Raw genomic sequence first — 25,726 nt, 5'->3', positions numbered from 1 at the left:
CATGACGATGTTACGTCCCGCTATACTGTTGTTTATTCTGCTGTCTCTGATTACCGGCGGGCTTTACCCGCTGATGACAACCGCGCTGGGCCAGTGGTGGTTTGAGGACCAGGCCAACGGCTCGCTGATTATCCAGAACGGTGAAAACCGCGGCTCGCGTCTGATTGGGCAAAACTTTACGGACCCGCGCTACTTCCAGGGACGCCCTTCCGCCACTGCGGAAAGCCCGTATAATCCAATGGCATCCGGCGGCAGCAATCTGGCTGGCAGTAATCCTGACCTGGACAAAGCCGTTGCTGAACGCGTTGCCGCCCTGCGCGCCGCGAATCCGCAGGCCAGCCGTGAGGTGCCGGTTGAGCTGGTCACCGCCTCCGCGAGCGGGCTGGAGTACAGCCTGACGCCGGACGCAGCGGCGTGGCAGATCCCACGCGTGGCCGCCGCCCGTCAGCTGACCGTCGAGCAGGTGAGCCAGCTGGTTGCAGAACATACGCAAAAGCCGCTGGTCAGCTTCATCGGCATGACGATAGTGAACATTGTTGAGCTGAATCTGGCGCTGGATGCGCTAAGGAAGAACTAAATGACCGAAGAGCCCATGCGCCCGGATCCGGACAGGCTGCTTGAACAAACGGCTGAAGCCCACCGCGGCAAGCTGAAAATTTTCTTCGGCGCCTGCGCGGGCGTCGGGAAAACCTTCGCCATGCTGACGGAAGCCCAGCGGCTTCGGGCGCAGGGGCTTGATATTCTCATCGGCGTGGTGGAAACCCACGGTCGCAAAGAGACGGCGGCGCTGCTGACGGGGCTGGCGACGCAGCCGCCCCAGCGTATCAGCCATCGCGGTCGGCTGGTGACGGAGTTCGATCTTGATGCCGCCCTCGCCCGCCGCCCCGCGCTGATCCTGATGGACGAACTGGCGCACAGCAACGCGCCTGGCTCACGCCACCCGAAGCGCTGGCAGGATGTTGAGGAGCTGCTTGAAGCCGGCATCGACGTCTTCACCACGGTGAATGTTCAGCATCTGGAAAGCCTGAACGACGTGGTAAGCGGGGTAACCGGTATCCAGGTGCGGGAAACCGTCCCCGATCCGTTTTTTGATTCTGCCGATGAAGTCGTACTGGTTGACCTGCCGCCGGACGATCTGCGCCAGCGCCTGCACGAAGGCAAGGTGTATATTGCCGGCCAGGCCGAACGCGCCATCGAACATTTTTTCCGCAAAGGAAACCTGATTGCCCTGCGCGAGCTGGCCCTGCGCCGCACCGCCGATCGCGTAGATGACCAGATGCGCGCCTGGCGGGACCTGCAGGGGCGGGAGCGCGTCTGGCACACGCGTGACGCCATTCTGTTATGCATTGGTCACGGCAGCGGCAATGAAAAACTGGTCCGCACCGCCGCCCGGCTTGCGGCGAAGTTTGGCAGCGTCTGGCACGCGGTGTATGTCGAAACGCCACAGCTTCACGGCCTGCCGGAAAATCAGCGTCGCGCCATTTTGAGCGCGCTGCGGCTGGCGCAGGAGCTGGGTGCCGAAACCGCAACCCTGTCCGATCCGCAGGAAGATAAAGCCATTCTGCGCTACGCGCGCGAGCATAACCTGGGCAAGATTGTCATTGGACGTCGCCAGCATCGCCGCTGGTTTAGCCGCGAATCTTTTGCCGACAGGCTGGCACGCCGCGCGCCGGATCTGGATTTAGTCATCGTCGCGCTGGATGACAAGCCCGCCCCCCTGCCCGGCCGTACGCCGGACGCACGCACCTTTGGCGATAAATGGCGCGTCCAGATCCGGGGCTGCCTCGTGGCCGTGGTCCTTTGCGCCCTGATTACGGTGATTGCCAGCCAGTGGCTAATCGCCTTCGATGCCGCCAATCTGGTCATGATTTATCTGCTGGGCGTCGTTGTGGTCGCGCTCTTTTATGGCCGCTGGCCGTCGGTGCTGGCAACGGTGATCAACGTCATCAGCTTCGACCTCTTTTTTATCGCTCCGCGCGGGACGCTTGCTGTCTCGGACGTGCAGTACATTCTGACCTTTGCCGTGATGCTTACCGTCGGGCTGGTGATCGGGAATCTGACGGCAGGCGTGCGCTACCAGGCACGCATTGCCCGCTATCGAGAGCAGCGCACCCGCCATCTGTATGAGATGTCAAAATCGCTGGCGGTCGGTCGCACGCAGCAGGATATCGTCCAGACCAGCGAGCAGTTTATCCGTTCGACCTTTCATGCCAGTAACCTGATTTTGCTCCCCGACGAGCAGGGGCGCCTTCGCCCGCTGACCTCCCCTTCGGGGATGACGCCCTGGGATGAAGCGATTGCCCGCTGGAGCTTTGATAAGGGTTTACCTGCCGGTGCCGGCACCGACACTCTGCCCGGGGTGCCTTACCAGATCCTGCCGCTGCGCAGCGCGGATAAAAATCACGGGCTGGTCATCGTCGAGCCGTCTAACCTGCGTCAGCTGATGATCCCCGAGCAGCAGCGCCTGCTGGAAACCTTCACCCTGCTGGTCGCCAGCGCCCTTGAACGGCTGGCGCTCACCGCCAGCGAAGAGCAGGCACGGCTGGCAAGCGAGCGCGAAAGTATTCGCAATTCGCTGCTGGCAGCGCTGTCTCACGATTTGCGCACCCCGCTTACCGTGCTGTTTGGTCAGTCCGAAATTCTGACGCTGGATCTGGCGGCGGAAGGATCAAAACATGCGATGCAGGCCAGCGAAATTCGTCAGCACGTGCTAAATACCACGCGTCTGGTGAACAACCTGCTGGACATGGCGCGCATTCAGTCCGGCGGGTTTAACCTCAAAAAAGAGTGGCTCACCCTTGAGGAGGTTGTCGGCAGTGCGCTGAAGATGCTGGAGCCGGGTCTCGGCGGGCGCCATATCGAGCTGGACATGCCGGAACCCCTGACGTTAATCCATGTGGATGGCCCGCTGTTTGAGCGCGTGCTGATTAATCTTCTGGAAAATGCCGCTAAATACGCCGGGGCAAAGGCCCGGCTGGGGATTGCTGCCAGGGTGGATAAACGTGTGCTGCGGCTCGATGTCTGGGATACCGGGCCGGGTATTCCGGCCGGCCAGGAGCGCGCCATATTCGAAAAATTTGCGCGCGGTAATAAGGAATCTGCCATTCCGGGCGTCGGGCTGGGGCTGGCGATCTGCCAGGCGATTGTTGACGTGCATGGCGGCACCATTTCCGCAGAGAACCGCCCGGAAGGTGGGGCACGCTTTTGTGTTACACTTCCTCTTGAAACCCCACCAGAACTTGATGAATTACCAGAGGATTTGTGATTAACGTTCTGATTGTTGAAGATGAGCTCGCTATCAGCCGATTTCTGCGTACCGCGCTGGAAGGCGACGGTTTGCGCGTTCATGAAGCCGGTACGCTTCAACGGGGGTTAATTGAAGCCGCCACCCGCAAGCCAGATCTGGTGATCCTGGATCTGGGACTCCCGGATGGCGATGGCATCGATTTTATTCGTGAGGTGCGTCAGTGGAGCCAGATGCCCATTCTGGTGCTCTCTGCCCGCACCGAAGAGACGGATAAAATCGCCGCGCTGGATGCCGGAGCGGATGATTATCTGATCAAACCGTTTGGCATTGGCGAGTTACAGGCCCGGCTGCGTGTGGCGCTGCGTCGACACAGTGCCACCACTCCTTCTGAACCGGTGTACGTCTTTGGCGATATCCGCGTCGATCTTGCCGCCCGCCGCATCGTGCGAGGGGAAGAAGAGATCCACCTTACGCCTATCGAGTTTCGTCTGCTGGCTGTGTTGCTCAGTAACCACGGAAAAGTGTTAACGCAGCGACAGCTGTTAAGCCAGGTCTGGGGACCGAATGCTGTCGAACATAGTCACTATTTACGCATTTATATGGGACACCTTCGCCAGAAACTTGAAGCCGATCCCGCGCGTCCTCGTCATTTATTAACAGAAACCGGTATCGGATATCGGTTTATGATCTGAATAAGTATTCACTTTAATTTTAAATAAAGAACACACCAGCCTGAATATAGCCATGAAAATAACGACGAGATTATTTTCATGCCTATATTCGCCCTCGCTAAACATATTTAGAACACCAACTTAACACCAAACCAACAAAACAGCATTTTGATCTGTATTATTCACTCATAACGACTAATTATTTCTGAAATGATCGGTTATTGGTGATCTGTTTCACAGTTAATCCCTTTTTCCTGGATAAAATGACCGTGCTTTCAATTACTGAAAGGAAAATGAACATGGAAAACAATAATCGTTTAATGCCCCATATAAGGCGGACAACACATATCATGATGTTTGCCCACCGAAACTGTTTTGACTTTCATCTCTTTAACGCCCGGTAGTCCTTCGACTTCTGGCGCATACGCTTACAGGTTATCCTGAAAAACGCTATTTTACAGGCTGTTGCCTGTGAACACCTGCGCTCATTCCTTGTGATTCAGATTCTCCGCAACCGGGCGGACTGAATTCTACTCAGCAAAAAAGCAATTAACTGATTTCGTATCAGCGGACACGCTTTGCTTTTTTTTCCGGAAAAAATCGATTTCTTTACCGCAAGAAGTCGAGGGACCCATATTGCCTGAAATAAAGAGATAAAGATGAAAACGTTAAAAATTGCCGTCAGCCGTGCCTGCCCTGAATGCTTTACCACTTCGCGCGAGATCGTGGATATCACCGCATCGGATTATATTGATGTGGCAGCCGTGGTTCTGGCCGTCAGTGATATTTTCAATGGCGCAATAGAAGAAATAGAAGCCACGGGATTCGGTATTCCGGTGTTTATTGCCACGCATAAAGAAGAAAGGGTTCCGGCTGAATTTCTGTCGCGTATTCACGGCGTTTTTGAGTACTCCGACACCAGCAATGCGTACTACGGACGCCAGCTTGAAGCGGCTGCGCAGAAGTACGAAACCCAGCTCCGCCCGCCGTTCTTCCGCGCGCTGGTCGATTACGTCCAGCAGGGGAACAGCGCGTTTGACTGCCCCGGACATCAGGGAGGCCAGTTCTTCCGCCGCCATCCGGCCGGAAACCAGTTTGTCGATTTCTTTGGCGAAACGCTTTTCCGCGCCGATCTGTGCAATGCCGACGTGGCAATGGGCGATCTGCTGATCCATGAAGGTGCGCCATGCATCGCCCAACAGCATGCGGCAAAAGTCTTTAATGCGGATAAAACCTACTTCGTGCTGAACGGCACCTCCTCTTCCAATAAGGTGGTGCTCAATGCCCTGCTCACGCCAGGCGATCTGGTGCTGTTCGATCGCAATAACCATAAATCTAATCACCACGGAGCACTGTTACAGGCGGGAGCGACGCCGGTGTATCTGGAAACAGCCCGCAACCCGTACGGGTTTATCGGCGGTATTGACGCACACTGTTTCGACGAGAGTTACCTGCGGGAACTGGTGTCAGAGGTCGCGCCTGGTCGCGCGCGGGATGAACGTCCCTTCCGTCTGGCGGTGATCCAGCTGGGCACCTACGACGGTACCATTTATAACGCCCGTCAGGTGGTGGATAAGATTGGTCACCTGTGCGATTACATCCTGTTTGACTCCGCCTGGGTGGGTTACGAGCAGTTTATCCCGATGATGGCCGACTGCTCGCCGCTGCTGCTGGAGCTGAACGAAAACGATCCGGGCATTCTGGTTACCCAATCGGTGCATAAGCAGCAGGCGGGCTTCTCGCAAACCTCGCAAATCCATAAGAAGGACAGCCACATAAAAGGCCAGCCGCGCTATGTCCCGCATAAGCGCCTCAACAACGCCTTTATGATGCACGCCTCCACCAGCCCGTTTTATCCGCTGTTTGCCGCCCTGGATATCAACGCCCGCATGCACGAGGGGCAAAGTGGGCGCAACATGTGGATGGACTGCGTGGTGACGGGTATCGAAGCGCGAAAACTGATCCTTCAGAACTGTCAGTTTATTCGCCCGTTCGTGCCGGAGACGGTGGATGGCCGTCCGTGGGAAAGCTGGGATACGGCGGAGATCGCCACCGATCTGCGCTTCTTCCATTTCGTTCCGGGCGAACGCTGGCACGCCTTTGAGGGATATGCCGAGCATCAGTATTTTATTGATCCCTGCAAACTGCTGCTGACCACGCCAGGCATCAACGCCCGCACCGGCGAGTATGATGATTTCGGCGTGCCCGCCACCATCCTCGCCAACTTCCTGCGTGAAAACGGCATCGTGCCGGAAAAATGCGACCTCAATTCCATTCTGTTCCTGCTCACCCCGGCGGAGGACATGGGCAAATTGCAGCAGCTCGTCGCCCAGCTGGTGCGCTTCGAAAAACTGCTCCAGAGCGATGTGCCGCTGAAAGAGGTTCTGCCCTCTCTTTATAAGCAACATCCGGAACGTTATGCGGATTATTCCCTGCGTCAGATTTGTCAGGAAATGCACGACCTCTACGCCCGCCATAACGTGAAACAGTTGCAGAAAGAGATGTTCCGCAAGTCTCACTTCCCGCGCGTCATGATGAACCCGCAGGAGGCGAACTATGCCTATCTGCGCGGTGAGGTCGAGCTGGTGTCACTGCGCGACGCGGAAGGCCGTATCGCCGCGGAAGGCGCGCTGCCTTACCCACCGGGGGTGTTGTGCGTGGTTCCGGGGGAAGTCTGGGGCGGTTCCGTGCTGCGCTATTTCGCCGCGCTGGAAGACGGGATCAATCTGCTGCCGGGCTTTGCGCCGGAGTTACAGGGGGTTTACGTCGAGGAGTGTGACGGGCGCAAACAGGTGCGCTGCTACGTCATTAAACAACCCGCCGCTCAGCCGTCTCTGCTGAAAGGAGAAAAATTATGAGTAAGTCCAACAAGATGGGCGTGGTACAACTCACTATCCTCACCATGGTGAATATGATGGGGTCCGGGATCATCATGCTGCCCACTAAGCTCGCTGAAGTGGGGACGATTTCGATTATCTCCTGGCTGGTAACGGCAGTCGGCTCAATGGCGCTGGCGTGGGCGTTTGCCAAGTGCGGGATGTTCAGCCGTAAGTCTGGCGGCATGGGCGGCTATGCCGAATATGCGTTTGGCAAGTCGGGCAACTTTATGGCCAACTACACCTACGGCGTGTCGCTGCTGATCGCCAACGTGGCGATTGCCATTTCCGCTGTCGGTTACGGTACGGAGCTGTTTGGCGCGACGCTGACCCCGGTGCAGATTGGGCTGGCGACCATCGGCGTGCTGTGGATCTGCACCGTCGCCAACTTTGGCGGCGCGCGCATCACCGGACAACTCAGCAGCATCACCGTCTGGGGCGTGATCATTCCGGTTGTCGGTCTGTGCATCATCGGCTGGTTCTGGTTCAGCCCGACGCTGTACGCCAATTCCTGGAACCCGCACCACGTGCCGTTCTTCACCGCCGTGGGATCGTCCATCGCCATGACGCTATGGGCTTTCCTCGGTCTCGAGTCAGCCTGTGCGAATGCGGAAGTGGTGGAAAACCCGGAAAAGAACGTGCCGATCGCGGTACTCGGCGGGACGCTGGGGGCGGCGGTGATCTATATCGTCTCAACCAACGTGATTGCGGGAATTGTGCCCAACATGGATCTCGCTAACTCCACGGCGCCGTTCGGGCTGGCGTTTGCGCAGATGTTTACGCCAGAGGTAGGGAAAGTGATCATGGGACTGATGGTAATGTCCTGCTGCGGCTCGCTGCTGGGCTGGCAGTTCACCATCGCCCAGGTATTCAAATCCTCCGCTGACGAAGGTTATTTCCCGAAAATCTTCTCCCGCGTCACCAAAGCGGATGCGCCGGTACAGGGTATGCTGGCGATTGTGATTTTCCAGAGCGGTTTGTCGCTGATGACCATCAGCCCGTCACTGAACAGCCAGTTTAATGTACTGGTCAACCTGGCGGTGGTGACGAACATCATTCCGTACATTCTGTCGATGGCGGCACTGGTGATTATTCAGAAGGTGGCGAAGGTGGATCCGCGCAAAGCCCGGGCGGCCAATATCGTGGCGCTGATTGGGGCGATTTACAGCTTCTATGCGCTCTACTCGTCCGGTCAGGAGGCGATGCTGTATGGCGCGATGGTGACCTTTATGGGCTGGACGCTGTACGGTCTGGTGTCACCACGGTTTGAACTGAAGAATAAGCATAGTTAAAAAAGAAGCCCGGTGGCGCTAACGCTTACCGGGCCTACGAGATCAATGTTTTCTCCCTCTCCCTGTGGGAGAGGGCCTGGGTGAGGGCATCAGCCCGCACCAGACACCACTTACGCGTTTTTCAGCACTTCGCTGACAATCTCTACCGCTTCTTTCTCAATCTGCTGGCGGTGCTCAGCGCCGAGGAAGCTTTCGCAATAGATTTTGTACGCATCTTCCGTACCGGATGGACGCGCGGCGAACCAGCCGTTTTCGGTCATCACTTTCAGGCCGCCGATGGATGCGCCGTTACCCGGTGCCGCCGTCAGACGCGCGGTGATCGGGTCACCTGCCAGGGTGCTTGCGCTGACCATCTCCGGAGAGAGTTTGGACAGAGCGGCTTTCTGAGCAGAGGTCGCGCCAGCCTGAATACGGTTATAGCTTGGCGCACCAAAGCGTGCTGCCAGGTCGTTGTAATGTTCCTGCGGGTTCTTACCGGTAACCGCGGTGATTTCCGCCGCCAGCAGGCACATTATGATGCCGTCTTTATCGGTTGACCATGGGGTGCCGTCGAAGCGCAGGAAGGATGCCCCCGCGCTCTCTTCACCACCAAAGCCGAAGCTGCCGTCGTGCAGACCGTCAACAAACCACTTGAAGCCCACCGGCACTTCCACCAGCTTGCGGCCCAGCGCATCGACCACACGGTCAATCATGGCGGAAGAGACCAGCGTTTTACCCACCGCAACCTCTTTGCCCCACTGCGGACGATGCTGGAAGAGATAATTGATCGCAACAGCCAGGTAGTGGTTAGGGTTCATCAGCCCAGCCGGGGTGACGATACCGTGGCGGTCGTAGTCCGGGTCGTTGGCAAACGCCAGATCGAACTTGTCGCGCAGCGCCAGCAGGCCCGCCATTGCGCATTCGGAGGAGCAGTCCATACGGATCGCGCCGTCTTTGTCCAGGTGCATAAAGCGGAAGGTCTGATCGACGTGATCGTTCACGATGGTCAGATCCAGCTTGTAGTGCTCGGCAATGCGTTTCCAGTATTCAATACCGGAGCCGCCCAGCGGATCCACGCCCAGCTTCAGACCGGCTTTCTGGATAGCGGCCATATCGACGATATCCGCCAGCCCTTCCACGAACGGCTGCACCAGATCCTGCTCTTTCACGTGGCCGGACGCCATGGCTTCATCCAGCGAGATGCGCTTCACGCCGTTCAGACCGTTAGCCAGTAACGCGTTGGCGCGATCTTCCACCACTTTCGTGACGTTGGTATCCGCCGGGCCACCGTTAGGTGGGTTGTACTTGATGCCGCCATCTTCCGGTGGGTTGTGGGACGGGGTGATCACAATACCGTCCGCCTGCGCGCCACCTTTTTTGTTATGTACCAGAATAGCGTTAGAAACCGCAGGCGTTGGCGTGAAACCGTTGTTCTCCTGAACAATCACGTCTACGCCGTTTGCCGCCAGTACTTCCAGCACGGAGATAAAGGCAGGTTCAGACAGGGCGTGGGTATCTTTCCCAACATAGCACGGACCGGTGACGCCATTTTTGGCGCGCTCTTCCGCGATGGCCTGAGCAATGGCCAGAATGTGCGGTTCGTTAAAGCTATGGAGCGCCGCGCTGCCGCGGTGGCCAGATGTACCAAACTTCACTGCGTGTTCTGCGTTGCCCACCACCGGCTTCAGCACGTAGTACTGCGCGGTCAGTTGAGCGACGTTAATCAAATCGCGTTGTTGTGCAGGTTGTCCTGCACGGCTGTGATTTGCCATTGCCTGGTCCTTCTGATGCAAGGGTTAAATTGTACCGCAAACCTTTTCGATCAATTCCGCCGGGAACTGCATGGACTGCATGATATGTTCGATCATGCTGCACTTGCGGCCCGTATTGGTATTGGTGATCACCCAGTATGGCGTACCGGGAACATGTTTGGGTTTGGTTTGGTTGCCATTTTGCAGCAGGGTCTGCTCGTCACCTGCGAAGTAAACGCGCGTGCGACCGTGCAGCGACTCTGTCGCTTCTGCAAATGCGTTGTTATCCAGTGAGTAAAGTGTAGACAGCACCAGCATAAAGCGGTTAACCGCCTTTTTCTGCTCTGCATATTCATCGGACAGCAGCAGCTCGCGCATCGCGCGCACTTTGTCTTTTGCCGGCATGACGGCAGGTTTTACTTGTGCAACAACGCTCGGCTGAGACACAACATCTTTAGTGACAGGAGTGGGCTGTGAGGCGGCGGAAATTTTAAGCATGCGCCGTAAAATGTCGGACGCGCTCTCCCCAATATGCCGCGTCTGGCTGGCAATATACTGATAGAGTTCGTCATCAACTTCGATTGTTTTCATCTTAATCCAGTGCGATATCTTATCTGAATACAAGTCGTTGAGATTATAAGGTCTAATCCCAACAGCGGATAGCGTCAAACCAGGTTGGCGGCAAAAGTCAGATTAAACTGGATCCTTGCCCCCGGGCGGCAGAATGGTCAACATGATACCCTAACCTGACAAACCTAAAAAAAGAACTTTGCCATGAAATTGAATACCCGAGCGCAAACTGCACAATCGCCGAACAATAATTCTCCCATCGTACTGGTTCACGGCCTGTTTGGTAGCCTGGATAACCTGGGCGTGCTGGCGCGCGATTTAGTGACCGATCACGAGATCCTCCAGGTTGATATGCGCAATCACGGTCTTTCAGGGCGCTCTGAGGAGATGACCTACGCAGCCATGGCGCAGGATCTGCGGGACACCCTCGATGCGAATAATATCCAGAAAGCGACGCTCATCGGGCATTCAATGGGCGGTAAAGCGGTGATGGCGCTTACAGCGCTGGCCCCTGAGCGAATTTCCCGTCTGGTGGTCATTGACGTTGCGCCCGTCAATTACGACGTTCGCCGTCACGATGAGATTTTCGCTGCGATCAATGCTGTGACAGAGTCAGGCGTCTCCACACGCCAGCAGGCGGCAGCCGTTATGCGCGAGCATCTCGATGAAGAAGGCGTGGTCCAGTTCCTGCTGAAATCCTTTGTTGACGGACAATGGCGCTTTAACGTCCCGGTACTGTGGGATCAGTATTCGCATATTGTGGGGTGGGAAAATGTCCCCGCCTGGCCGCACCCTACCCTCTTTATTCGCGGCGGCAACTCCCCTTACGTCACTGACGCGTACCGTGACACGCTGCTGGCGCAATTTCCGCAGGCTCGCGCTCACGTCATCGCCGGTGCCGGGCACTGGGTCCACGCGGAAAAACCGGATGCGGTCCTGCGCGCCATTCGCCGCTATCTTACTGATACAGCGAATTGATTAAAAAGCCAGCGACCGGAAGACGACGGGCTTCCAGTCGTTGGCGTGTGGATATGGGTGATGTATGATGGCGCGCTTATCGCCCGGGCATTAGCAGGGCGGCGTGTTTCCCCCGAAGTCTCAGAATCATGGCCAAAGAACAAACGGACCGTACGACACTAGATCTGTTCGCGAATGAGCGTCGACCGGGACGACCGAAAACGAATCCGCTTTCGCGCGATGAACAGCTGCGTATCAATAAACGCAACCAGCTTAAACGCGATAAAAATCGTGGGCTTAAGCGTGTCGAACTCAAGCTGAATGCCGATGCCGTCGATGCGCTTAACGAGTTAGCTGACGCGCGCAACATCAGCCGCAGCGAACTGATCGAAGAGATGCTGATCGCCCAGCTTGAGACGTTACGCGGCAAGGCGTGAGTCAGAAAATCCCCAATATTACCTTTTTCATGTAGCACAGAGTGCAGTCCTGCGTGATAGCTGTTTCCGCAGGGTTGCCTGTTCTGCTATTATTGCCCTTATCCGTGGACAATTTGCGCCACCATACCATTAAGTTTCAAGAGGTTATTTTACTCATGGCAATCATCGGCATTTTCTTTGGCAGTGATACCGGCAATACTGAAAATATCGCAAAAAACATTCAAAAACAGCTCGGTAAAGACGTTGCTGATGTGCATGACATCGCCAAGAGCAGCAAAGAAGATCTCGAGGGCTATGACATCCTGCTGCTGGGCATCCCGACCTGGTACTACGGTGAAGCACAGTGTGACTGGGACGATTTCTTCCCGACGCTGGAAGAAGTCGACTTCAACGGCAAGCTGGTTGCCCTGTTTGGCTGTGGCGATCAGGAAGACTACGCTGAGTATTTCTGTGATGCGCTGGGCACTATTCGTGACATCATTGAGCCGCGCGGTGCGGCGATCGTTGGTCACTGGCCAACAGCGGGTTACCACTTCGAAGCTTCCAAAGGTCTGGCAGATGACGATCACTTCGTTGGCCTTGCCATTGATGAAGACCGTCAGCCAGAGCTGACCGCAGAGCGTGTAGAAAAATGGGTTAAGCAGGTTCGTGAAGAGCTGAACCTGGACGATATCCTTAACGCCTGATATCCCTGCGGCGCAACTCCGGTTGCGCCCGTTGTCCAGGTAAAACCGATTAAATTAATTGCTACAAACTTTTAACTTTTTCGTCCAGACCTGTACAATATCCCCCTGGTAAAAAGTGGGTGCCATCGAACAAGTTTGTTGGTGATACCACGTTTTTATAAGCATACTTTGCTTGAGACTTGCAGTTTTCATTTAGCCATGGCAGTTCTATAATGAGACGCATTATCCCAAGTGCATTTTCTGTCACTTCTTCTTTTGAAGTGAATCGTTTAGCAACAGGACAGATTCCGCATGACTGACAACAATACCGCATTAAAGAAAGCTGGCCTGAAAGTAACGCTTCCTCGGTTAAAAATCCTTGAAGTGCTTCAGGGGCCAGACAATCACCATGTCAGTGCGGAAGACCTTTATAAGCGTCTTATCGATATGGGTGAAGAGATTGGGCTGGCAACCGTCTATCGTGTGCTGAACCAGTTTGATGACGCGGGCATTGTTACTCGTCATAATTTCGAAGGCGGTAAATCCGTGTTCGAGCTGACTCAGCAGCACCACCATGATCACCTGATCTGCCTCGACTGTGGCAAGGTCATTGAATTTAGTGATGATTCCATTGAATCACGCCAGCGTGAAATCGCCGCCCGTCATGGCATCCGCCTGACCAACCACAGCCTGTACCTGTACGGTCACTGTGCTGAAGGGGATTGCCGCGAAAATGAACATGCGCACGACGCAAAATAAGTCAGTGTTCATACTCTGAGCCAGCCGTGAGGTTGGCTTTTTTTTGCCTGGAAAAAGCCCGGTAAGCGCAGCGCCACCGGGCGTAAAGCAACTTATTTATTGTTATTGCGAATCTCGTCCCATATCTTATCGCAACGCTTCGCCACTTCCTGATCGTTACCGGTTTTACGCGCCTGAATGCAGGCCTGGTAATCCATCACGCGAACGTTTTCCTGCGTGGCGAATTGCTCATGGGCTTTGTCTTTTTTTAGCTCGTTCAGCACGCTTTGACAGGCTTCAATCTTCTCAGGTGAACCTTGTGCGGTATTGATGCAAGCGCTATACGCCTCTTTCAGACGGGAGTCTTCTTTCGGCGCCTGATCCTGCGCGCACGCCACCAGCCCGAATGCCAGCAGCGCAACGATTACCCTTTTTTTCATCATGTTCATTCTCCATAACGGCGGGACACAGCCCGCCGCAGCATTCATCAGAAGATGGTAAATGGCGCAATGACCATGAATTTCACGTCGCGCTCATCCTGGAAGATGTTGCCGTAACCGCCCGCGTAGCTCGGGATATCGGAGTGGTTGTCATACTGGGTGAAGTGCAGTTTGAACATCGTGCCTTTCGCACGGCCCTCCTGCAGGGTATAAATCGCATCCAGACTGTATGAAGACTCTTTCAGACGGTAGTTCGGATCGTAGTAGGCGTCTGGCGTAGCCATATCCGCTGGCTTCGCGTCCCAGGCGTACGCGTAGGACGCACCCACTGCCCAGCCAGGCAGGTTCCAGTTCTTCAGGTCATACATTGCGCCGAAGAAGACCGCCTTTTCACCGTCGGCGTTGAAGTCAGAGCGATTATCCCACCAGATATCCAGACGACCATTGGAAGAGGCGTAGGTTGGCGTCATACGTTGCAGGAAGTAGCCCTGCTGCCCTTCTGCCTTGACCCATGTACCCTCCAGACGCAAATCAACCTGACCCACCTTGTAGCCGAAGGTCAGCGCCTGTAACCACGCGGTGCCGTCATAAATATCATTTACGCTGCCATCGCTGACCTTGTCGCGCGTACCGTAGAACTGATAGCTGGTGCTCAGCGGGCTACCTGCGATATCAAATTTGTAGCTGGCTTTAGCAAAGTACTGATCGATATAGCCTTCAGCCTGACCAAAAGCCGCTTCCAGCACCAGATCGTTTTTGAAGTCGTACTTCGCCCCCAGCGAGTGGAGATAATCAACTTTGGTTTTTTTATCGTTTTGATAGAACTTGTCCATCTCAATGTGCCACGGCGCTTTGTACTCGTTGGTCCACATATAGGAGAAGCTCAACGCCCCCGCATCGCCGTAGTCAAAATTAGCACCGGCTTCCGCGCCCTGATAGGTACCTGGCATAAAGCTCCAGTGCGGCGCTAACAGCGTCTGACCGGTTGGCTGGATATAACCACCACGCGCCCAGACCGGGCCATATTTGAATTTTGCAGCCGCTTTATACAGGCTGATTCCGCTTTTATCGCCGGACCAGTCTTCGTCGTAAGCTTTATTGCTGGAGGAGAACGCAATTTCGTTCGGATGGCCGCTGTCGCCATTTTCGGCCATTTCAATTGCGGTGAACGCTGCAATATCGATCCCGAACATATCGGCGGCATATCCCGACTGGAAATCCAGGTTGGCGTTCCAGGTCGAGTGAGAAAGGTTAGTTTTGTATTTATCTTCAGTGACGTCTTTACGGTCACGCTCACGTTGCCAGTAATAAATACCGCCCGTGAGGGTGGAATCTTCAATGAAACCTGCTGCTTTTGCCTCTGGCGCAACCACCAGGCCCGACATTGCTGTCACACCGGCGATAGCCAGCGCCAGCGCACTACGTTTGCCACTGAACGTACGCATAGATTATTCCTCTTTGACGAATTAAAACGCCTTAAACGGCGAAAAACAGAAAAGACCAAATGGTCAGGGGTAGTCAGAAATACCCTCGAATTAACTACCGTCTTTAGGTTATTTTTCGCGACGCGAATTATCAATGCTTTTAATCAGGCAAAAGTCAGGATTATGACGAAGAGCACATATTTCGTAGTGCTTTGTAACATTTACCGGGAAGCGAGTACTGGCGGGGGAATACGCTAATTTTCAGTAAGTAACATTGAGATTGAGAATATATTTTTCAGCGTGTCTGTTTTTGGAAAACAACAAACTTTTTTTAAATAAAATAAGTAGCACCACATTGACCTGGAATGTTGGCTTTAAAAGATTATCCCGATGCTTAACGACATGATCGTTAAATAAAAAAACGCCGCATTACGCGGCGTTTGTTTCTCATTGACCAGAGCAGCGTTATTATTCGCCGATCTTAGTCCAGGTATCACGCAGACCCACGGTACGGTTAAATACCGGTTTTTCTGCCGTGCTGTAACGACTGTCCAGGCAGAAATAACCCTCACGTTCGAACTGGAACGCTTTACCGGCTTCAGCGGCTTTCAGAGACGGCTCGGCATACCCCTGCTTGATAATCAGCGACTCAGGGTTAATAACCGCCAGGAAGTCTTCCGCTGCGCCTGGGTTAGGCACGCTGAACAGACGGTCGTAGAGACGGATCTCAACCGGCAGCGCATGCTGCGCGCTCACCCAGTGGATTACACCTTTCACTTTACGGCCATCCGCCGGATCTTTGCTCAGCGTCTCTGCGTCGTACGTACAGAAGATGGTCGTGATGTTACCTTCCGCATCTTTCTCTACGCGCTCGGCTTTGATTACATAGGCGTTACGCAGACGTACTTCTTTGCCCAGCACCAGACGCTTGTACTGCTTGTTCGCTTCTTCGCGGAAGTCGGCACGATCGATCCAGATTTCACCGCTGAACGGCACGTCGCGGGTGCCCATTTCCGGTTTGTTCGGATGATTAGGCATAGAGACCAGTTCGCTCCCGCCCTGCGGATAGTTTTCGATAACCAGTTTCACTGGATCGATCACCGCCATCGCGCGCGGCGCGTTTTCGTTCAGGTCTTCACGAATGCAGGATTCCAGAGACGCCATTTCGATGGTGTTGTCCTGCTTGGTGACGCCGATACGTTTGCAGAACTCACGAATGGACGCAGAGGTGTAGCCACGACGACGCAGGCCAGAAATGGTCGGCATACGTGGGTCGTCCCAGCCTTCAACGTGCTTGTCAGTGACCAGCAGGTTCAGCTTACGCTTGGACATCACGGTGTATTCCAGGTTCAGACGAGAGAACTCGTACTGACGCGGATGCACAGGAATGGTGATGTTATCCAGCACCCAGTCGTACAGACGACGGTTGTCCTGGAATTCCAGCGTGCACAGAGAGTGCGTAATGCCTTCCAGCGCATCGCTGATGCAGTGGGTGAAGTCGTACATCGGGTAGATGCACCACTTGTTACCGGTCTGGTGGTGTTCTGCGAACTTAATGCGGTACAGCACCGGATCGCGCATCACGATGAACGGAGACGCCATATCGATTTTGGCACGCAGACACGCTTTACCTTCTTCGAAGCCACCGGCACGCATTTTTTCAAACAGCGCCAGGTTCTCTTCCACGCTACGATCGCGAAACGGACTGTTCTTACCGGGCTGAGTCAGCGTACCGCGGTATTCACGGATTTCGTCAGCAGAGAGCTCGTCGACGTATGCCAGACCCTTGTTAATCAGTTCAACCGCATAGGCATACAGCTGATCGAAATAGTCTGAGGAGTAGCAGATATCGCCTGACCAGTTGAAGCCCAGCCATTGCACGTCGTTTTTAATCGACTCAACGTATTCGATGTCTTCTTTTACTGGGTTGGTGTCATCGAAACGCAGGTTGCACTGCCCCTGGTAGTCTTGCGCAATACCAAAGTTCAGGCAGATCGATTTGGCGTGACCAATGTGCAGGTAGCCATTTGGCTCCGGCGGGAAACGCGTGTGGACTGTGGTGTGCTTACCACTGGCCAGATCTTCATCGATGATCTGACGAATAAAGTTACTCGGGCGGGCTTCTGCCTCACTCATCGTGGATTCCTCAAAGCGTAAACAACGTATAACGGCATATGATCTTATAAGCCGGACGTAGTGACAACCCTTAAAACGTCCCGGAAGAAAATAATGGGGGCAATTGCTGCAAAAAAAAGCGGCGGAGGATATCCCCCGCCGCTAAAGGCATAACTCTACTCAGGAGCGATTACTTGCCTTTAATCTCATACAGTGGCGTTTGGCCTGCAACTACCTGCCCCTGCGCCTGGATCACCAGACCGCTGAAGTCGTCGATGTTGCTGCACACTACCGGGCTTATCATGGAGCGCGCGTTGGCGTTCAGGAACTCCAGATCCATTTCCAGAATCGGCTGACCTGCCGCCACTTCAGCGCCCTCTTCCACCAGGCGAGTAAAGCCCTGACCGTTCAGCGCAACGGTATCGATACCCATATGGACAACGATCTCCGCGCCTTTTTCCGTTTCCAGGCAGAACGCGTGGTTGGTGTTGAAGATTTTCACGATAGTACCGGCTGCCGGAGAGACCACGGTTTTGTCCGTTGGTTTCACCGCCACGCCATCACCGACCGCTTTGCTGGCGAACGCTTCGTCAGGCACCTGCTCAAGCGCAACAACGTCACCTGTCACCGGAGAAACCAGCGCAGCGATGGTCACCGCATTTGGCACAGCCTGCGGTTTTGCAACCGGCGCGTCAGCTACTGGCGCGTTATCCGTTGAGGCGGCAGCGACCGGCCCACGGGCAACCACTTTTTTCATTTCATCGCCGATAGATTCGGCTTTCGCACCCACGATAACCTGGATGGTTTGTTTGTTCAGCTTCACCACACCAGACGCACCAAGGCGTTTGCACATTGCATCGCTCACGCGGGCGGAGTCGCCCACGGTCAGACGCAGACGGGTAATACAGGCATCGATCGCTTTCAGGTTGTCGGTGCCACCCACAGCGGCAATATAGCTGGTTGCCAACTGGGTTAAACCCTCTTCGGTATTGCTGTTGGCTTCACTGGTCACAACATCATCTTTCGTATCTTCGCGGCCCGGCGTTTTCAGGTTAAACATACGAATAACCGCGCTGAACAGAACGAAGTAGATAACGAAGAAGATCAGGCCCATCACCACCAGCATCCAGACGTTGCTGCTTGCCGCCGGCAGGTTGTACATCAACACATAGTCGATAGCGCCTGCGGAGAAGGAGAAGCCTGCATGGATACCCAGAAGGGTGGCAACGAACAGGCTGATACCGGTCAGGATCGCGTGCATCAGATACAGCAGCGGAGCCAGGAACATGAACAGGAATTCCAGCGGCTCGGTCACGCCGGTCAGGAAGGCGGTGATCGCAACGGACAGCAGCATCCCGCCAACCATTGGGCGACGCGCTTTCGGCGCAGCCAGGTACATTGCCAGCGCGGCGCCAGGCAGACCAAACATCATGATTGGGAAGAAGCCGGACATGAACATGCCCGCGGTGCCGTCACCTGCGTAGAAGCGGTTGATATCACCGTGGAATACCGCGCCAGCCGCGTTGGTGAACTCACCAATCTGGAACCAGGCGATGGTGTTCAGTACCTGATGCAGACCGGTTGGGATCAGCAGACGGTTAATGAAACCGAAGATGCCCGCGCCCATTGCGCCCGCAGATACGATCCACTCGCCACCCGCATGGATAGCATGCTGAACCGGTGGCCAAACGTAGCCAAAGATGGCGGCGAGGATCAGACAGAAAAAGCCCGTCGCAATCGGCACAAAACGTTTACCGCCGAAGAAGCTCAGGAAGTCAGGCAGTTTGATACCCGCCCAGCGGTTGTACACGGCGCCACCGACCAGACCGGTAATGATACCCGCCAGTACACCCATGTTGATTTCCGGGTTGATGGTTACCATCGCTTTCGTGAGGATGAAGTAACCTACCGCCCCTGCCAGTGCCGCAGCACCGGCGCTGTCTTTTGACCAGCTTGACGCCACGCCGATGGCGAAAATCAGCGCAAGGTTGTCAAAAATGGCGCCGCCTGCCTGGGCAATAAACGGCACATTAAGAAGATCGGGTTGCCCGAATCGCAGCAGCAACGCTGCAACCGGTAGCACGGCGATAGGGAGCTGCAAAGCCCTACCGAGGCGCTGGAAAAAACCTAAAATATTCATCCTATTCCCCCTACGAGACCCTTTGTTAAGACTCGCGCATTAACTATGTTTTTATTGTGTCACGAACGATAGATACTGTTGATGATTCACTGGCAGTGTGAGTGTGTGAAAAATTAATTCGTATCGCAAATTAAACACCTATTTTTTGTGATTATTGTCACCAAATATCGTATTAAACCCTCCCTTTCACTGGCTAACCACGAAAACTTATTTTATCATTCAAAAAATCAAGACGGATTGATCCGGCCTGAAAGGTTCCAGGTTACGCTTAGTTCAGGTTGCACTAATCATCCGCCCACTTTTACTTAAACTTTAGAGGTGAATAATGAGACTGATTCCCCTGGCAACAGCTGAACAAGTCGGAAAATGGGCTGCTCGTCATATCGTTAACCGCATCAACGCGTTCAAACCAACAGCCGATCGTCCTTTCGTACTCGGTCTTCCAACCGGTGGTACTCCCCTGACCGCGTATAAGGCTTTGGTTGAAATGCACAAAGCGGGCCAGGTTAGCTTTAAACATGTTGTGACCTTCAACATGGACGAATATGTCGGCCTGCCAAAGGAACATCCGGAAAGTTACCACAGCTTTATGCACCGTAATTTCTTCGACCACGTTGATATTCCGGCTGAAAACATTAACCTGCTGAATGGAAACGCGCCTGATATTGACGCAGAATGCCGTCAGTATGAAGAAAAAATCCGTTCCTACGGTAAAATCCACCTGTTTATGGGCGGCGTAGGCAACGATGGTCATATCGCGTTCAACGAACCGGCATCTTCACTGGCTTCCCGTACCCGTATTAAAACGTTGACCCATGACACGCGTGTGGCTAACTCCCGCTTCTTTGACGGCGACGTCAATCAGGTGCCTAAATACGCGCTGACCGTGGGTGTGGGTACGCTGCTGGATGCCGAAGAAGTGATGATTCTGGTGCTGGGCGCAGTGAAAGCGCAAGCGCTTCAGGCTGCCGTTGAAGGCAACGTGAACCATATGTGGACGATCAGCTGCTTACAGTTGCATCCAAAAGCGGTTGTCGTGTGTGACGAACCGTCCACCATGGAGCTGAAAGTGAAAACGCTGAAATACTTCAACGAGCTGGAAGCTGAGAACATTAAAGGTCTGTAATTGAATAACCGCCTCTTTTATTAGGGGCGGTCGCTTTTTTAACCGGGGGTCGATATGTACGCTTTAACCCACGGTCGGATTTATACCGGCCATGAAATTCTGGATGACCATGCGATTGTAATCGCCAATGGCCTGATTGAACGTGTTTGCCCGCTGGCGGAACTGCCGCCGGAGATCGAACAACGTTCCCTCAATGGAGCAGTAATCTCCCCCGGTTTCATCGACGTACAGCTTAACGGCTGCGGCGGTGTCCAGTTTAACGATACCGCAGAGGCGGTAACGGTTGAAACGCTGGAAATCATGCAAAAAGCCAACGAGAAATCGGGCTGCACCAGCTATCTGCCAACGCTGATTACCAGCAGCGATGACCTGATGAAACAGGGTATCCGCGTCATGCGCGAATACCTGGCAAAACATCCGAATCAGGCGCTGGGTCTGCACCTGGAAGGACCATGGCTGAATATGGTCAAGAAAGGCACCCATAACCCGAACTACGTGCGCAAACCGGATGCCGAGCTGGTGGATTACATGTGCGCCAATGCCGATGTGATCACCAAAGTGACGCTGGCACCGGAAATGACCGGCACGGACGTTATCAGCAAACTGGCCGCCGCCGGGATTGTGGTATCTGCGGGCCATTCGAACGCGACGCTGAAAGAGGCGAAGGCCGGTTTCCGCGCAGGTATTACATTTGCCACACACCTTTATAACGCGATGCCGTATATTACCGGTCGCGAACCGGGACTGGTTGGCGCAATTCTGGATGAACCAGACGTCTACTGCGGCATTATCGCCGACGGCTTGCATGTCGATTACACCAACATCCGCAACGCCAAGCGCCTTAAAGGCGACAAGCTCTGCCTGGTCACGGATGCTACCGCTCCGGCAGGAGCGAATATTGACCAGTTCATTTTTGCTGGTAAAACAATATACTACCGGAATGGACTGTGTGTGGATGAGAACGGCACGCTGAGCGGTTCTTCTCTGACGATGATCGAAGGGGTACGTAACCTCGTTGAACATTGCGGCATTGCGTTTGAGGAAGTGCTGCGCATGGCCACGCTTTATCCGGCGCGCGCTATTGGCGTCGATAAACAGCTCGGCGGTATTGCGCCAGGTATGGTTGCAAACCTGACGGCGTTCACACACGATTATAAAATTATTAAGACCATCGTTAATGGTAACGAGGTCGTCACTGAGTAAGTAAAAGTATGACACCAGGCGGACAAGCTCAAATCGGTAATGTCGATCTCGTTAAACAACTTAACAGCGCGGCAGTTTATCGCCTGATTGACCAGCACGGGCCAATCTCACGCATTCAGATAGCCGAACAAAGCCAGCTTGCTCCCGCCAGCGTGACAAAAATTACACGTCAGCTTATTGAGCGCGGCCTGATCAAAGAAGTGGATCAGCAGGCCTCCACCGGCGGCCGCCGCGCGATTTCCATCGTCACTGAAACCCGCAATTTTCAGGCCATTGGCGTTCGCTTAGGCCGTCATGACACCACGCTTACGCTCTACGATCTGAGCAGCAAGGCCATTGCCGAAGAGCACTACCCCCTTCCTGAGCGCACACAGGAGACGCTCGAACACGCGTTACTGAATACCATCGCGCAGTTTATCGAAAGCTGTCAGCGCAAGATCCGTGAACTCATCGCCATCTCGGTGATTTTACCCGGTCTGGTTGACCCGGAAAGCGGCGTTATTCGCTACATGCCGCACATTAAGGTAGAGAACTGGGGGCTGGTTGAGGCGCTGGAAAAGCGCTTCAAGCTGACCTGCTTTGTTGGTCACGATATCCGCTCGCTGGCGCTGGCGGAGCACTACTTTGGTGCGAGCCAGGACTGCGAAGACTCTATTCTGGTGCGCGTTCACCGTGGTACAGGTGCGGGTATCATCTCGAAAGGCCGCATTTTTATTGGTCGTAACGGTAACGTAGGCGAGATCGGTCATATCCAGGTGGAACCGCTTGGCGAGCGCTGCCACTGCGGTAACTTTGGCTGTCTTGAAACCGTTGCCGCCAATGCCGCCATTGAACATCGCGTCCGCCACCTGCTGGAGCAGGGTTATCAGAGCCGCGTCACGCTGGGCGACTGTAAGATCGGTGCCATCTGCAAAGCGGCAAACAAAGGCGATGCGCTGGCCTGCGAAGTGATCGAACAGGTAGGACGCCACCTGGGTAAGACCATCGCCATTGCCATCAACCTGTTTAATCCGCAAAAAGTGGTGATCGCCGGCGAGATCGTTGAAGCCGAAAAAGTATTACTGCCTGCCATTGAAGGCTGCATCAATACCCAGGCGCTGAAGGCATTTCGCCAGAATTTGCCGGTGGTGCGATCTACGCTCGATCACCGCTCGGCAATTGGCGCATTCGCCCTGGTAAAACGTGCCATGCTCAACGGGATCCTGCTGCAACATTTGCTGGAATCCTGATCGGACCTTATAGTAACGCCTTCTTTTTTTGATGTCGGATTGTCCATGACCATTAAGAATGTAATTTGTGATATCGATGGCGTGCTGATGCACGACAACGTTGCCGTGCCAGGTGCTGCGGAGTTTCTTCACCGCATCATCGACAAAGGAATGCCACTGGTTCTTCTCACGAACTACCCTTCACAGACTGGTCAGGATCTGGCAAATCGCTTTGCTACCGCGGGCGTCAATGTCCCGGACAGCGTGTTTTATACCTCTGCGATGGCGACCGCGGATTTCCTGAAGCGTCAGGAAGGCAAAAAAGCCTACGTGGTTGGCGAAGGCGCGCTGATCCACGAGCTGTATAAAGCGGGCTTCACCATCACCGATGTGAATCCGGACTTTGTCATCGTGGGCGAAACGCGCTCCTTTAACTGGGAGATGATGCATAAAGCAGCCTACTTTGTCGCCAATGGTGCACGTTTTATCGCCACTAACCCGGATACGCATGGTCGTGGTTTTTATCCCGCCTGCGGTGCGCTGTGCGCCGGTATCGAAAAAATCTCAGGCCGTAAGCCGTTTGTTGTCGGCAAACCGAGCCCGTGGATCATCCGCGCTGCACTGAATACGATGCAAGCACACTCAGAAGAAACCGTCATTGTTGGCGACAACCTGCGCACCGATATTTTGGCCGGCTTCCAGGCCGGGCTTGAAACCATCCTGGTGCTTTCTGGCGTTTCACAGCTTGATGACATTGATACGATGCCGTTCCGGCCAAGCTGGATTTACCCCTCTGTCGACGAAATCGACGTTATTTGATTCAGAACCACGCCCCAGGGCGTGGTTTTTCATTTCCGCTGCCTGAAAATATCACTTCATCTAACGAAATCAGCTCTTCATTGAGAAATCATCAATAGAATGGCTTAATGCATACTCTTTTTTTAAGATTCGGCAATTGCCATTGCACTTTTTACGTTTTCATCGGTAAAACGCTTGCGCCCCCTCCCCCTTTTGCGGCATTTTCATAAGCAAGCAACATCACAACGCAACAGGGTTAACGGAGAAGGTTATGTGTTCTATTTTTGGCGTACTGGATATTAAAACTGACGCGGGCGAACTGCGTAAAAAAGCACTCGAATTGTCCCGCCTGATGCGCCATCGCGGTCCGGACTGGTCAGGCGTATACGCCAGCGATAAAGCGATTCTGGCTCACGAACGTCTCTCCATTGTTGATGTCAACGCTGGCGCACAGCCGCTGTATAACGAGAAAAAAACGCACGCGCTGGCTGTTAACGGTGAAATTTACAACCATCAGGCGCTGCGCGCCGAGTACGGCGATCGCTACGCGTTTCAGACAGGCTCAGACTGCGAAGTGATCCTGGCGCTGTATCAGGAGAAAGGCCCGGAGTTCCTCGACGACCTGCAAGGTATGTTCGCCTTCGCGCTGTACGACAGCGAAAAAGACGCTTACCTGATTGGCCGCGACCATATTGGTATTATCCCGCTGTACATGGGACACGATGAACACGGTAACTTCTACGTTGCCTCAGAGATGAAAGCCCTGGTACCGGTGTGCCGCACCATCAAAGAGTTCCCGGCAGGTAGCTACCTGTGGAGTAAAGACGGCGAGATCCGCCCGTACTATCAGCGCGACTGGTTTGATTATGAAGCGGTGAAAGACAACGTGACGGACAAAGCCGAACTGCGTCAGGCCCTGGAAGAGTCAGTGAAAAGCCACCTGATGTCAGACGTACCCTACGGCGTACTGCTCTCCGGCGGTCTGGACTCCTCCGTGATCTCCGCGATTACCAAGAAATTCGCCGCACGTCGCGTGGAAGATCAGGAGCGCTCTGAAGCCTGGTGGCCGCAGCTGCACTCCTTTGCCGTGGGTCTGGAAGGGGCACCTGACCTGAAAGCCGCCCAGGAAGTGGCGAACCATCTCGGCACGGTGCACCATGAAATTCACTTCACCGTACAGGAAGGTCTGGATGCGATCCGCGATGTGATCTATCACATTGAAACCTATGATGTGACCACCATTCGCGCCTCCACGCCGATGTATTTGATGTCGCGTAAGATCAAAGCGATGGGCATCAAGATGGTGCTCTCCGGCGAAGGTTCTGACGAAGTGTTTGGCGGTTACCTCTATTTCCACAAAGCGCCAAACGCCAAAGAGCTGCATGAAGAAACGGTGCGTAAGCTACAGGCGCTGCACATGTTTGACTGCGCGCGCGCCAACAAAGCGATGTCCGCCTGGGGTGTGGAAGCCCGCGTGCCGTTCCTCGATAAGAAATTCCTCGATGTGGCGATGCGCATCAACCCGCAGGACAAAATGTGCGGCAACGGCAAAATGGAGAAACATATCCTGCGTGAATGTTTTGAATCCTACCTGCCGGCGAGCGTGGCATGGCGTCAGAAAGAGCAGTTCTCCGATGGCGTGGGTTACAGCTGGATCGACACCCTGAAAGAGGTGGCGGCAAAACAGGTTTCTGATCAACAACTGGAAACTGCGAGCTTCCGCTTCCCGTACAACACGCCAGCCTCGAAAGAAGCGTATTTGTACCGTGAAATCTTTGAGGAGCTGTTCCCGGTTCCAAGTGCAGCCGAGTGCGTACCGGGTGGTCCATCGGTCGCCTGCTCTTCTGCTAAAGCCATTGAATGGGATGAATCCTTCAAAGCCATGAACGATCCGTCAGGACGCGCAGTGGGCGTTCACCAGTCTGCCTATAAATAATGTTCAGAGTATCATCAGGCCCTCCGGGGCCTGATTTTTTTTCCTCTCTTTTCCCCGCATAAAATCGATTAATAACCAATAATTGTCGAATATTCGGCCTCGCTGTTCGCAACCTAACCAAACAGTCACATTCCGGCTATTTTCATTGAAAAA

At 54.4% G+C, this 25,726-nt stretch carries 21 protein-coding genes; 15 read left to right on the top strand and 6 right to left on the bottom strand.

Annotated features, from left to right (window positions below; all coding sequences use genetic code 11):
- Position 1 precedes the first annotated feature (1 nt).
- From kdpC to potE, 6 genes are all read left to right on the top strand, one after another.
- Positions 2-577: a potassium-transporting ATPase subunit KdpC gene (gene kdpC, locus ACOT0L_RS11945; protein WP_126503764.1), complete on the top strand. Its 576-nt coding sequence runs from the start codon at positions 2-4 to the stop codon at positions 575-577.
- Positions 578-3,265 carry a two-component system sensor histidine kinase KdpD gene (gene kdpD / locus ACOT0L_RS11940; protein WP_023299605.1) on the top strand — a complete coding sequence of 896 codons (2,688 nt, stop codon included), beginning with the start codon at positions 578-580 and terminating at the stop codon, positions 3,263-3,265.
- Positions 3,262-3,939 carry a two-component system response regulator KdpE gene (gene kdpE / locus ACOT0L_RS11935; protein WP_022647450.1) on the top strand — a complete coding sequence of 226 codons (678 nt, stop codon included), beginning with the start codon at positions 3,262-3,264 and terminating at the stop codon, positions 3,937-3,939. The genes kdpD and kdpE overlap by 4 nt, the downstream gene beginning before the upstream one ends.
- Before the next feature lie 278 nt (positions 3,940-4,217).
- Complete coding sequence (speFL, locus tag ACOT0L_RS11930) at positions 4,218-4,322, top strand: leader peptide SpeFL (protein WP_003858645.1); 105 nt, start codon at positions 4,218-4,220, stop codon at positions 4,320-4,322.
- 255 nt (positions 4,323-4,577) lie between these two features.
- The gene (gene speF / locus ACOT0L_RS11925) at positions 4,578-6,776 is read left to right on the top strand and encodes an ornithine decarboxylase SpeF (RefSeq protein WP_022647449.1); all 2,199 of its coding nucleotides are present in this window, start codon (positions 4,578-4,580) and stop codon (positions 6,774-6,776) included.
- Complete coding sequence (gene potE, locus ACOT0L_RS11920) at positions 6,773-8,086, top strand: putrescine-ornithine antiporter (RefSeq protein WP_022647448.1); 1,314 nt, start codon at positions 6,773-6,775, stop codon at positions 8,084-8,086. Before speF ends, potE begins: the two co-directional genes overlap by 4 nt.
- Positions 8,087-8,196: 110 nt before the next feature.
- On the opposite strand, the gene pgm is transcribed toward potE, so the two are convergent.
- Together pgm and seqA are read right to left on the bottom strand one after the other, a co-directional pair.
- Complete coding sequence (gene pgm, locus ACOT0L_RS11915) at positions 8,197-9,837, bottom strand: phosphoglucomutase (alpha-D-glucose-1,6-bisphosphate-dependent) (RefSeq protein ID WP_421637260.1); 1,641 nt, start codon at positions 9,835-9,837, stop codon at positions 8,197-8,199.
- Between the two features lie 24 nt (positions 9,838-9,861).
- On the bottom strand, positions 9,862-10,407 hold the full coding sequence (gene seqA / locus ACOT0L_RS11910; RefSeq protein ID WP_003858650.1) for a replication initiation negative regulator SeqA: 546 nt from the start codon (positions 10,405-10,407) through the stop codon (positions 9,862-9,864).
- 183 nt (positions 10,408-10,590) lie between these two features.
- Between seqA and ybfF the strand changes: the two genes are divergently transcribed.
- The 4 genes from ybfF to fur all read left to right on the top strand — a co-directional run bounded on the left by ybfF (position 10,591) and on the right by fur (position 13,204).
- Positions 10,591-11,364: an esterase gene (gene ybfF, locus ACOT0L_RS11905; protein WP_126504368.1), complete on the top strand. Its 774-nt coding sequence runs from the start codon at positions 10,591-10,593 to the stop codon at positions 11,362-11,364.
- Positions 11,365-11,492: 128 nt separating this feature from the next.
- Positions 11,493-11,780: a LexA regulated protein gene (ybfE, locus tag ACOT0L_RS11900; RefSeq protein ID WP_003858652.1), complete on the top strand. Its 288-nt coding sequence runs from the start codon at positions 11,493-11,495 to the stop codon at positions 11,778-11,780.
- Between the two features lie 155 nt (positions 11,781-11,935).
- Complete coding sequence (gene fldA, locus ACOT0L_RS11895; protein ID WP_003858653.1) at positions 11,936-12,466, top strand: flavodoxin FldA; 531 nt, start codon at positions 11,936-11,938, stop codon at positions 12,464-12,466.
- A gap of 291 nt (positions 12,467-12,757) precedes the next feature.
- Complete coding sequence (gene fur / locus ACOT0L_RS11890) at positions 12,758-13,204, top strand: ferric iron uptake transcriptional regulator (protein WP_003858655.1); 447 nt, start codon at positions 12,758-12,760, stop codon at positions 13,202-13,204.
- 92 nt (positions 13,205-13,296) lie between these two features.
- On the opposite strand, the gene chiQ is transcribed toward fur, so the two are convergent.
- The 4 genes from chiQ to nagE form a co-directional block, all read right to left on the bottom strand.
- Positions 13,297-13,623, bottom strand: coding sequence for a ChiQ/YbfN family lipoprotein (chiQ, locus tag ACOT0L_RS11885; protein WP_023299602.1), 327 nt, complete (start codon positions 13,621-13,623; stop codon positions 13,297-13,299).
- A 47-nt stretch (positions 13,624-13,670) separates the two neighbouring features.
- On the bottom strand, positions 13,671-15,068 hold the full coding sequence (gene chiP, locus ACOT0L_RS11880; protein WP_017694280.1) for a chitoporin ChiP: 1,398 nt from the start codon (positions 15,066-15,068) through the stop codon (positions 13,671-13,673).
- A gap of 447 nt (positions 15,069-15,515) precedes the next feature.
- Positions 15,516-17,183, bottom strand: coding sequence for a glutamine--tRNA ligase (gene glnS / locus ACOT0L_RS11875; protein ID WP_015571127.1), 1,668 nt, complete (start codon positions 17,181-17,183; stop codon positions 15,516-15,518).
- A gap of 169 nt (positions 17,184-17,352) precedes the next feature.
- Positions 17,353-19,302 (bottom strand): PTS N-acetyl glucosamine transporter subunit IIABC, encoded by a 1,950-nt coding sequence (gene nagE / locus ACOT0L_RS11870; protein WP_022647444.1) that lies wholly within the window; start codon positions 19,300-19,302, stop codon positions 17,353-17,355.
- A 325-nt stretch (positions 19,303-19,627) separates the two neighbouring features.
- On the opposite strand from nagE, the gene nagB reads away from it, so the two are divergent.
- From nagB to asnB, 5 genes are all read left to right on the top strand, one after another.
- Entirely contained in the window at positions 19,628-20,428 is an 801-nt protein-coding gene (nagB, locus tag ACOT0L_RS11865) for a glucosamine-6-phosphate deaminase (protein ID WP_003858663.1), read from the top strand.
- A gap of 54 nt (positions 20,429-20,482) precedes the next feature.
- Positions 20,483-21,631 (top strand): N-acetylglucosamine-6-phosphate deacetylase, encoded by a 1,149-nt coding sequence (gene nagA, locus ACOT0L_RS11860; RefSeq protein WP_421637259.1) that lies wholly within the window; start codon positions 20,483-20,485, stop codon positions 21,629-21,631.
- An 8-nt stretch (positions 21,632-21,639) separates the two neighbouring features.
- Positions 21,640-22,860: a DNA-binding transcriptional regulator NagC gene (gene nagC, locus ACOT0L_RS11855; protein WP_126504370.1), complete on the top strand. Its 1,221-nt coding sequence runs from the start codon at positions 21,640-21,642 to the stop codon at positions 22,858-22,860.
- A gap of 45 nt (positions 22,861-22,905) precedes the next feature.
- Positions 22,906-23,658: a ribonucleotide monophosphatase NagD gene (gene nagD / locus ACOT0L_RS11850; protein ID WP_003858667.1), complete on the top strand. Its 753-nt coding sequence runs from the start codon at positions 22,906-22,908 to the stop codon at positions 23,656-23,658.
- A 250-nt stretch (positions 23,659-23,908) separates the two neighbouring features.
- Positions 23,909-25,573 (top strand): asparagine synthase B, encoded by a 1,665-nt coding sequence (gene asnB / locus ACOT0L_RS11845; protein ID WP_015571128.1) that lies wholly within the window; start codon positions 23,909-23,911, stop codon positions 25,571-25,573.
- Positions 25,574-25,726 lie beyond the last annotated feature (153 nt).

It is taken from the genome of Enterobacter cloacae complex sp. XAL002 (assembly GCF_049236805.1).
GTDB lineage: Bacteria > Pseudomonadota > Gammaproteobacteria > Enterobacterales > Enterobacteriaceae > Enterobacter > Enterobacter intestinihominis.
The sequence above is the reverse complement of the archived record's forward strand: the minus strand, read 5'-3'. Positions and strand labels throughout refer to the sequence as shown.

Excerpts from the sequence above, each read along its gene's own strand:
- kdpC (WP_126503764.1), top strand. The coding sequence starts at position 2 with ATGACGATGTTACGTCCCGCTATACTGTTGTTTATTCTGCTGTCTCTG.
- nagE (WP_022647444.1), bottom strand. The coding sequence starts at position 19,302 with ATGAATATTTTAGGTTTTTTCCAGCGCCTCGGTAGGGCTTTGCAGCTC.
- ybfF (WP_126504368.1), top strand. The coding sequence starts at position 10,591 with ATGAAATTGAATACCCGAGCGCAAACTGCACAATCGCCGAACAATAAT.
- chiP (WP_017694280.1), bottom strand. The coding sequence starts at position 15,068 with ATGCGTACGTTCAGTGGCAAACGTAGTGCGCTGGCGCTGGCTATCGCC.
- fur (WP_003858655.1), top strand. The coding sequence starts at position 12,758 with ATGACTGACAACAATACCGCATTAAAGAAAGCTGGCCTGAAAGTAACG.
- chiQ (WP_023299602.1), bottom strand. The coding sequence starts at position 13,623 with ATGAAAAAAAGGGTAATCGTTGCGCTGCTGGCATTCGGGCTGGTGGCG.
- nagB (WP_003858663.1), top strand. The coding sequence starts at position 19,628 with ATGAGACTGATTCCCCTGGCAACAGCTGAACAAGTCGGAAAATGGGCT.
- nagC (WP_126504370.1), top strand. The coding sequence starts at position 21,640 with ATGACACCAGGCGGACAAGCTCAAATCGGTAATGTCGATCTCGTTAAA.
- pgm (WP_421637260.1), bottom strand. The coding sequence starts at position 9,837 with ATGGCAAATCACAGCCGTGCAGGACAACCTGCACAACAACGCGATTTG.
- glnS (WP_015571127.1), bottom strand. The coding sequence starts at position 17,183 with ATGAGTGAGGCAGAAGCCCGCCCGAGTAACTTTATTCGTCAGATCATC.
- asnB (WP_015571128.1), top strand. The coding sequence starts at position 23,909 with ATGTGTTCTATTTTTGGCGTACTGGATATTAAAACTGACGCGGGCGAA.
- speFL (WP_003858645.1), top strand. The coding sequence starts at position 4,218 with ATGGAAAACAATAATCGTTTAATGCCCCATATAAGGCGGACAACACAT.
- fldA (WP_003858653.1), top strand. The coding sequence starts at position 11,936 with ATGGCAATCATCGGCATTTTCTTTGGCAGTGATACCGGCAATACTGAA.
- potE (WP_022647448.1), top strand. The coding sequence starts at position 6,773 with ATGAGTAAGTCCAACAAGATGGGCGTGGTACAACTCACTATCCTCACC.
- speF (WP_022647449.1), top strand. The coding sequence starts at position 4,578 with ATGAAAACGTTAAAAATTGCCGTCAGCCGTGCCTGCCCTGAATGCTTT.
- seqA (WP_003858650.1), bottom strand. The coding sequence starts at position 10,407 with ATGAAAACAATCGAAGTTGATGACGAACTCTATCAGTATATTGCCAGC.
- nagA (WP_421637259.1), top strand. The coding sequence starts at position 20,483 with ATGTACGCTTTAACCCACGGTCGGATTTATACCGGCCATGAAATTCTG.
- nagD (WP_003858667.1), top strand. The coding sequence starts at position 22,906 with ATGACCATTAAGAATGTAATTTGTGATATCGATGGCGTGCTGATGCAC.
- kdpD (WP_023299605.1), top strand. The coding sequence starts at position 578 with ATGACCGAAGAGCCCATGCGCCCGGATCCGGACAGGCTGCTTGAACAA.
- ybfE (WP_003858652.1), top strand. The coding sequence starts at position 11,493 with ATGGCCAAAGAACAAACGGACCGTACGACACTAGATCTGTTCGCGAAT.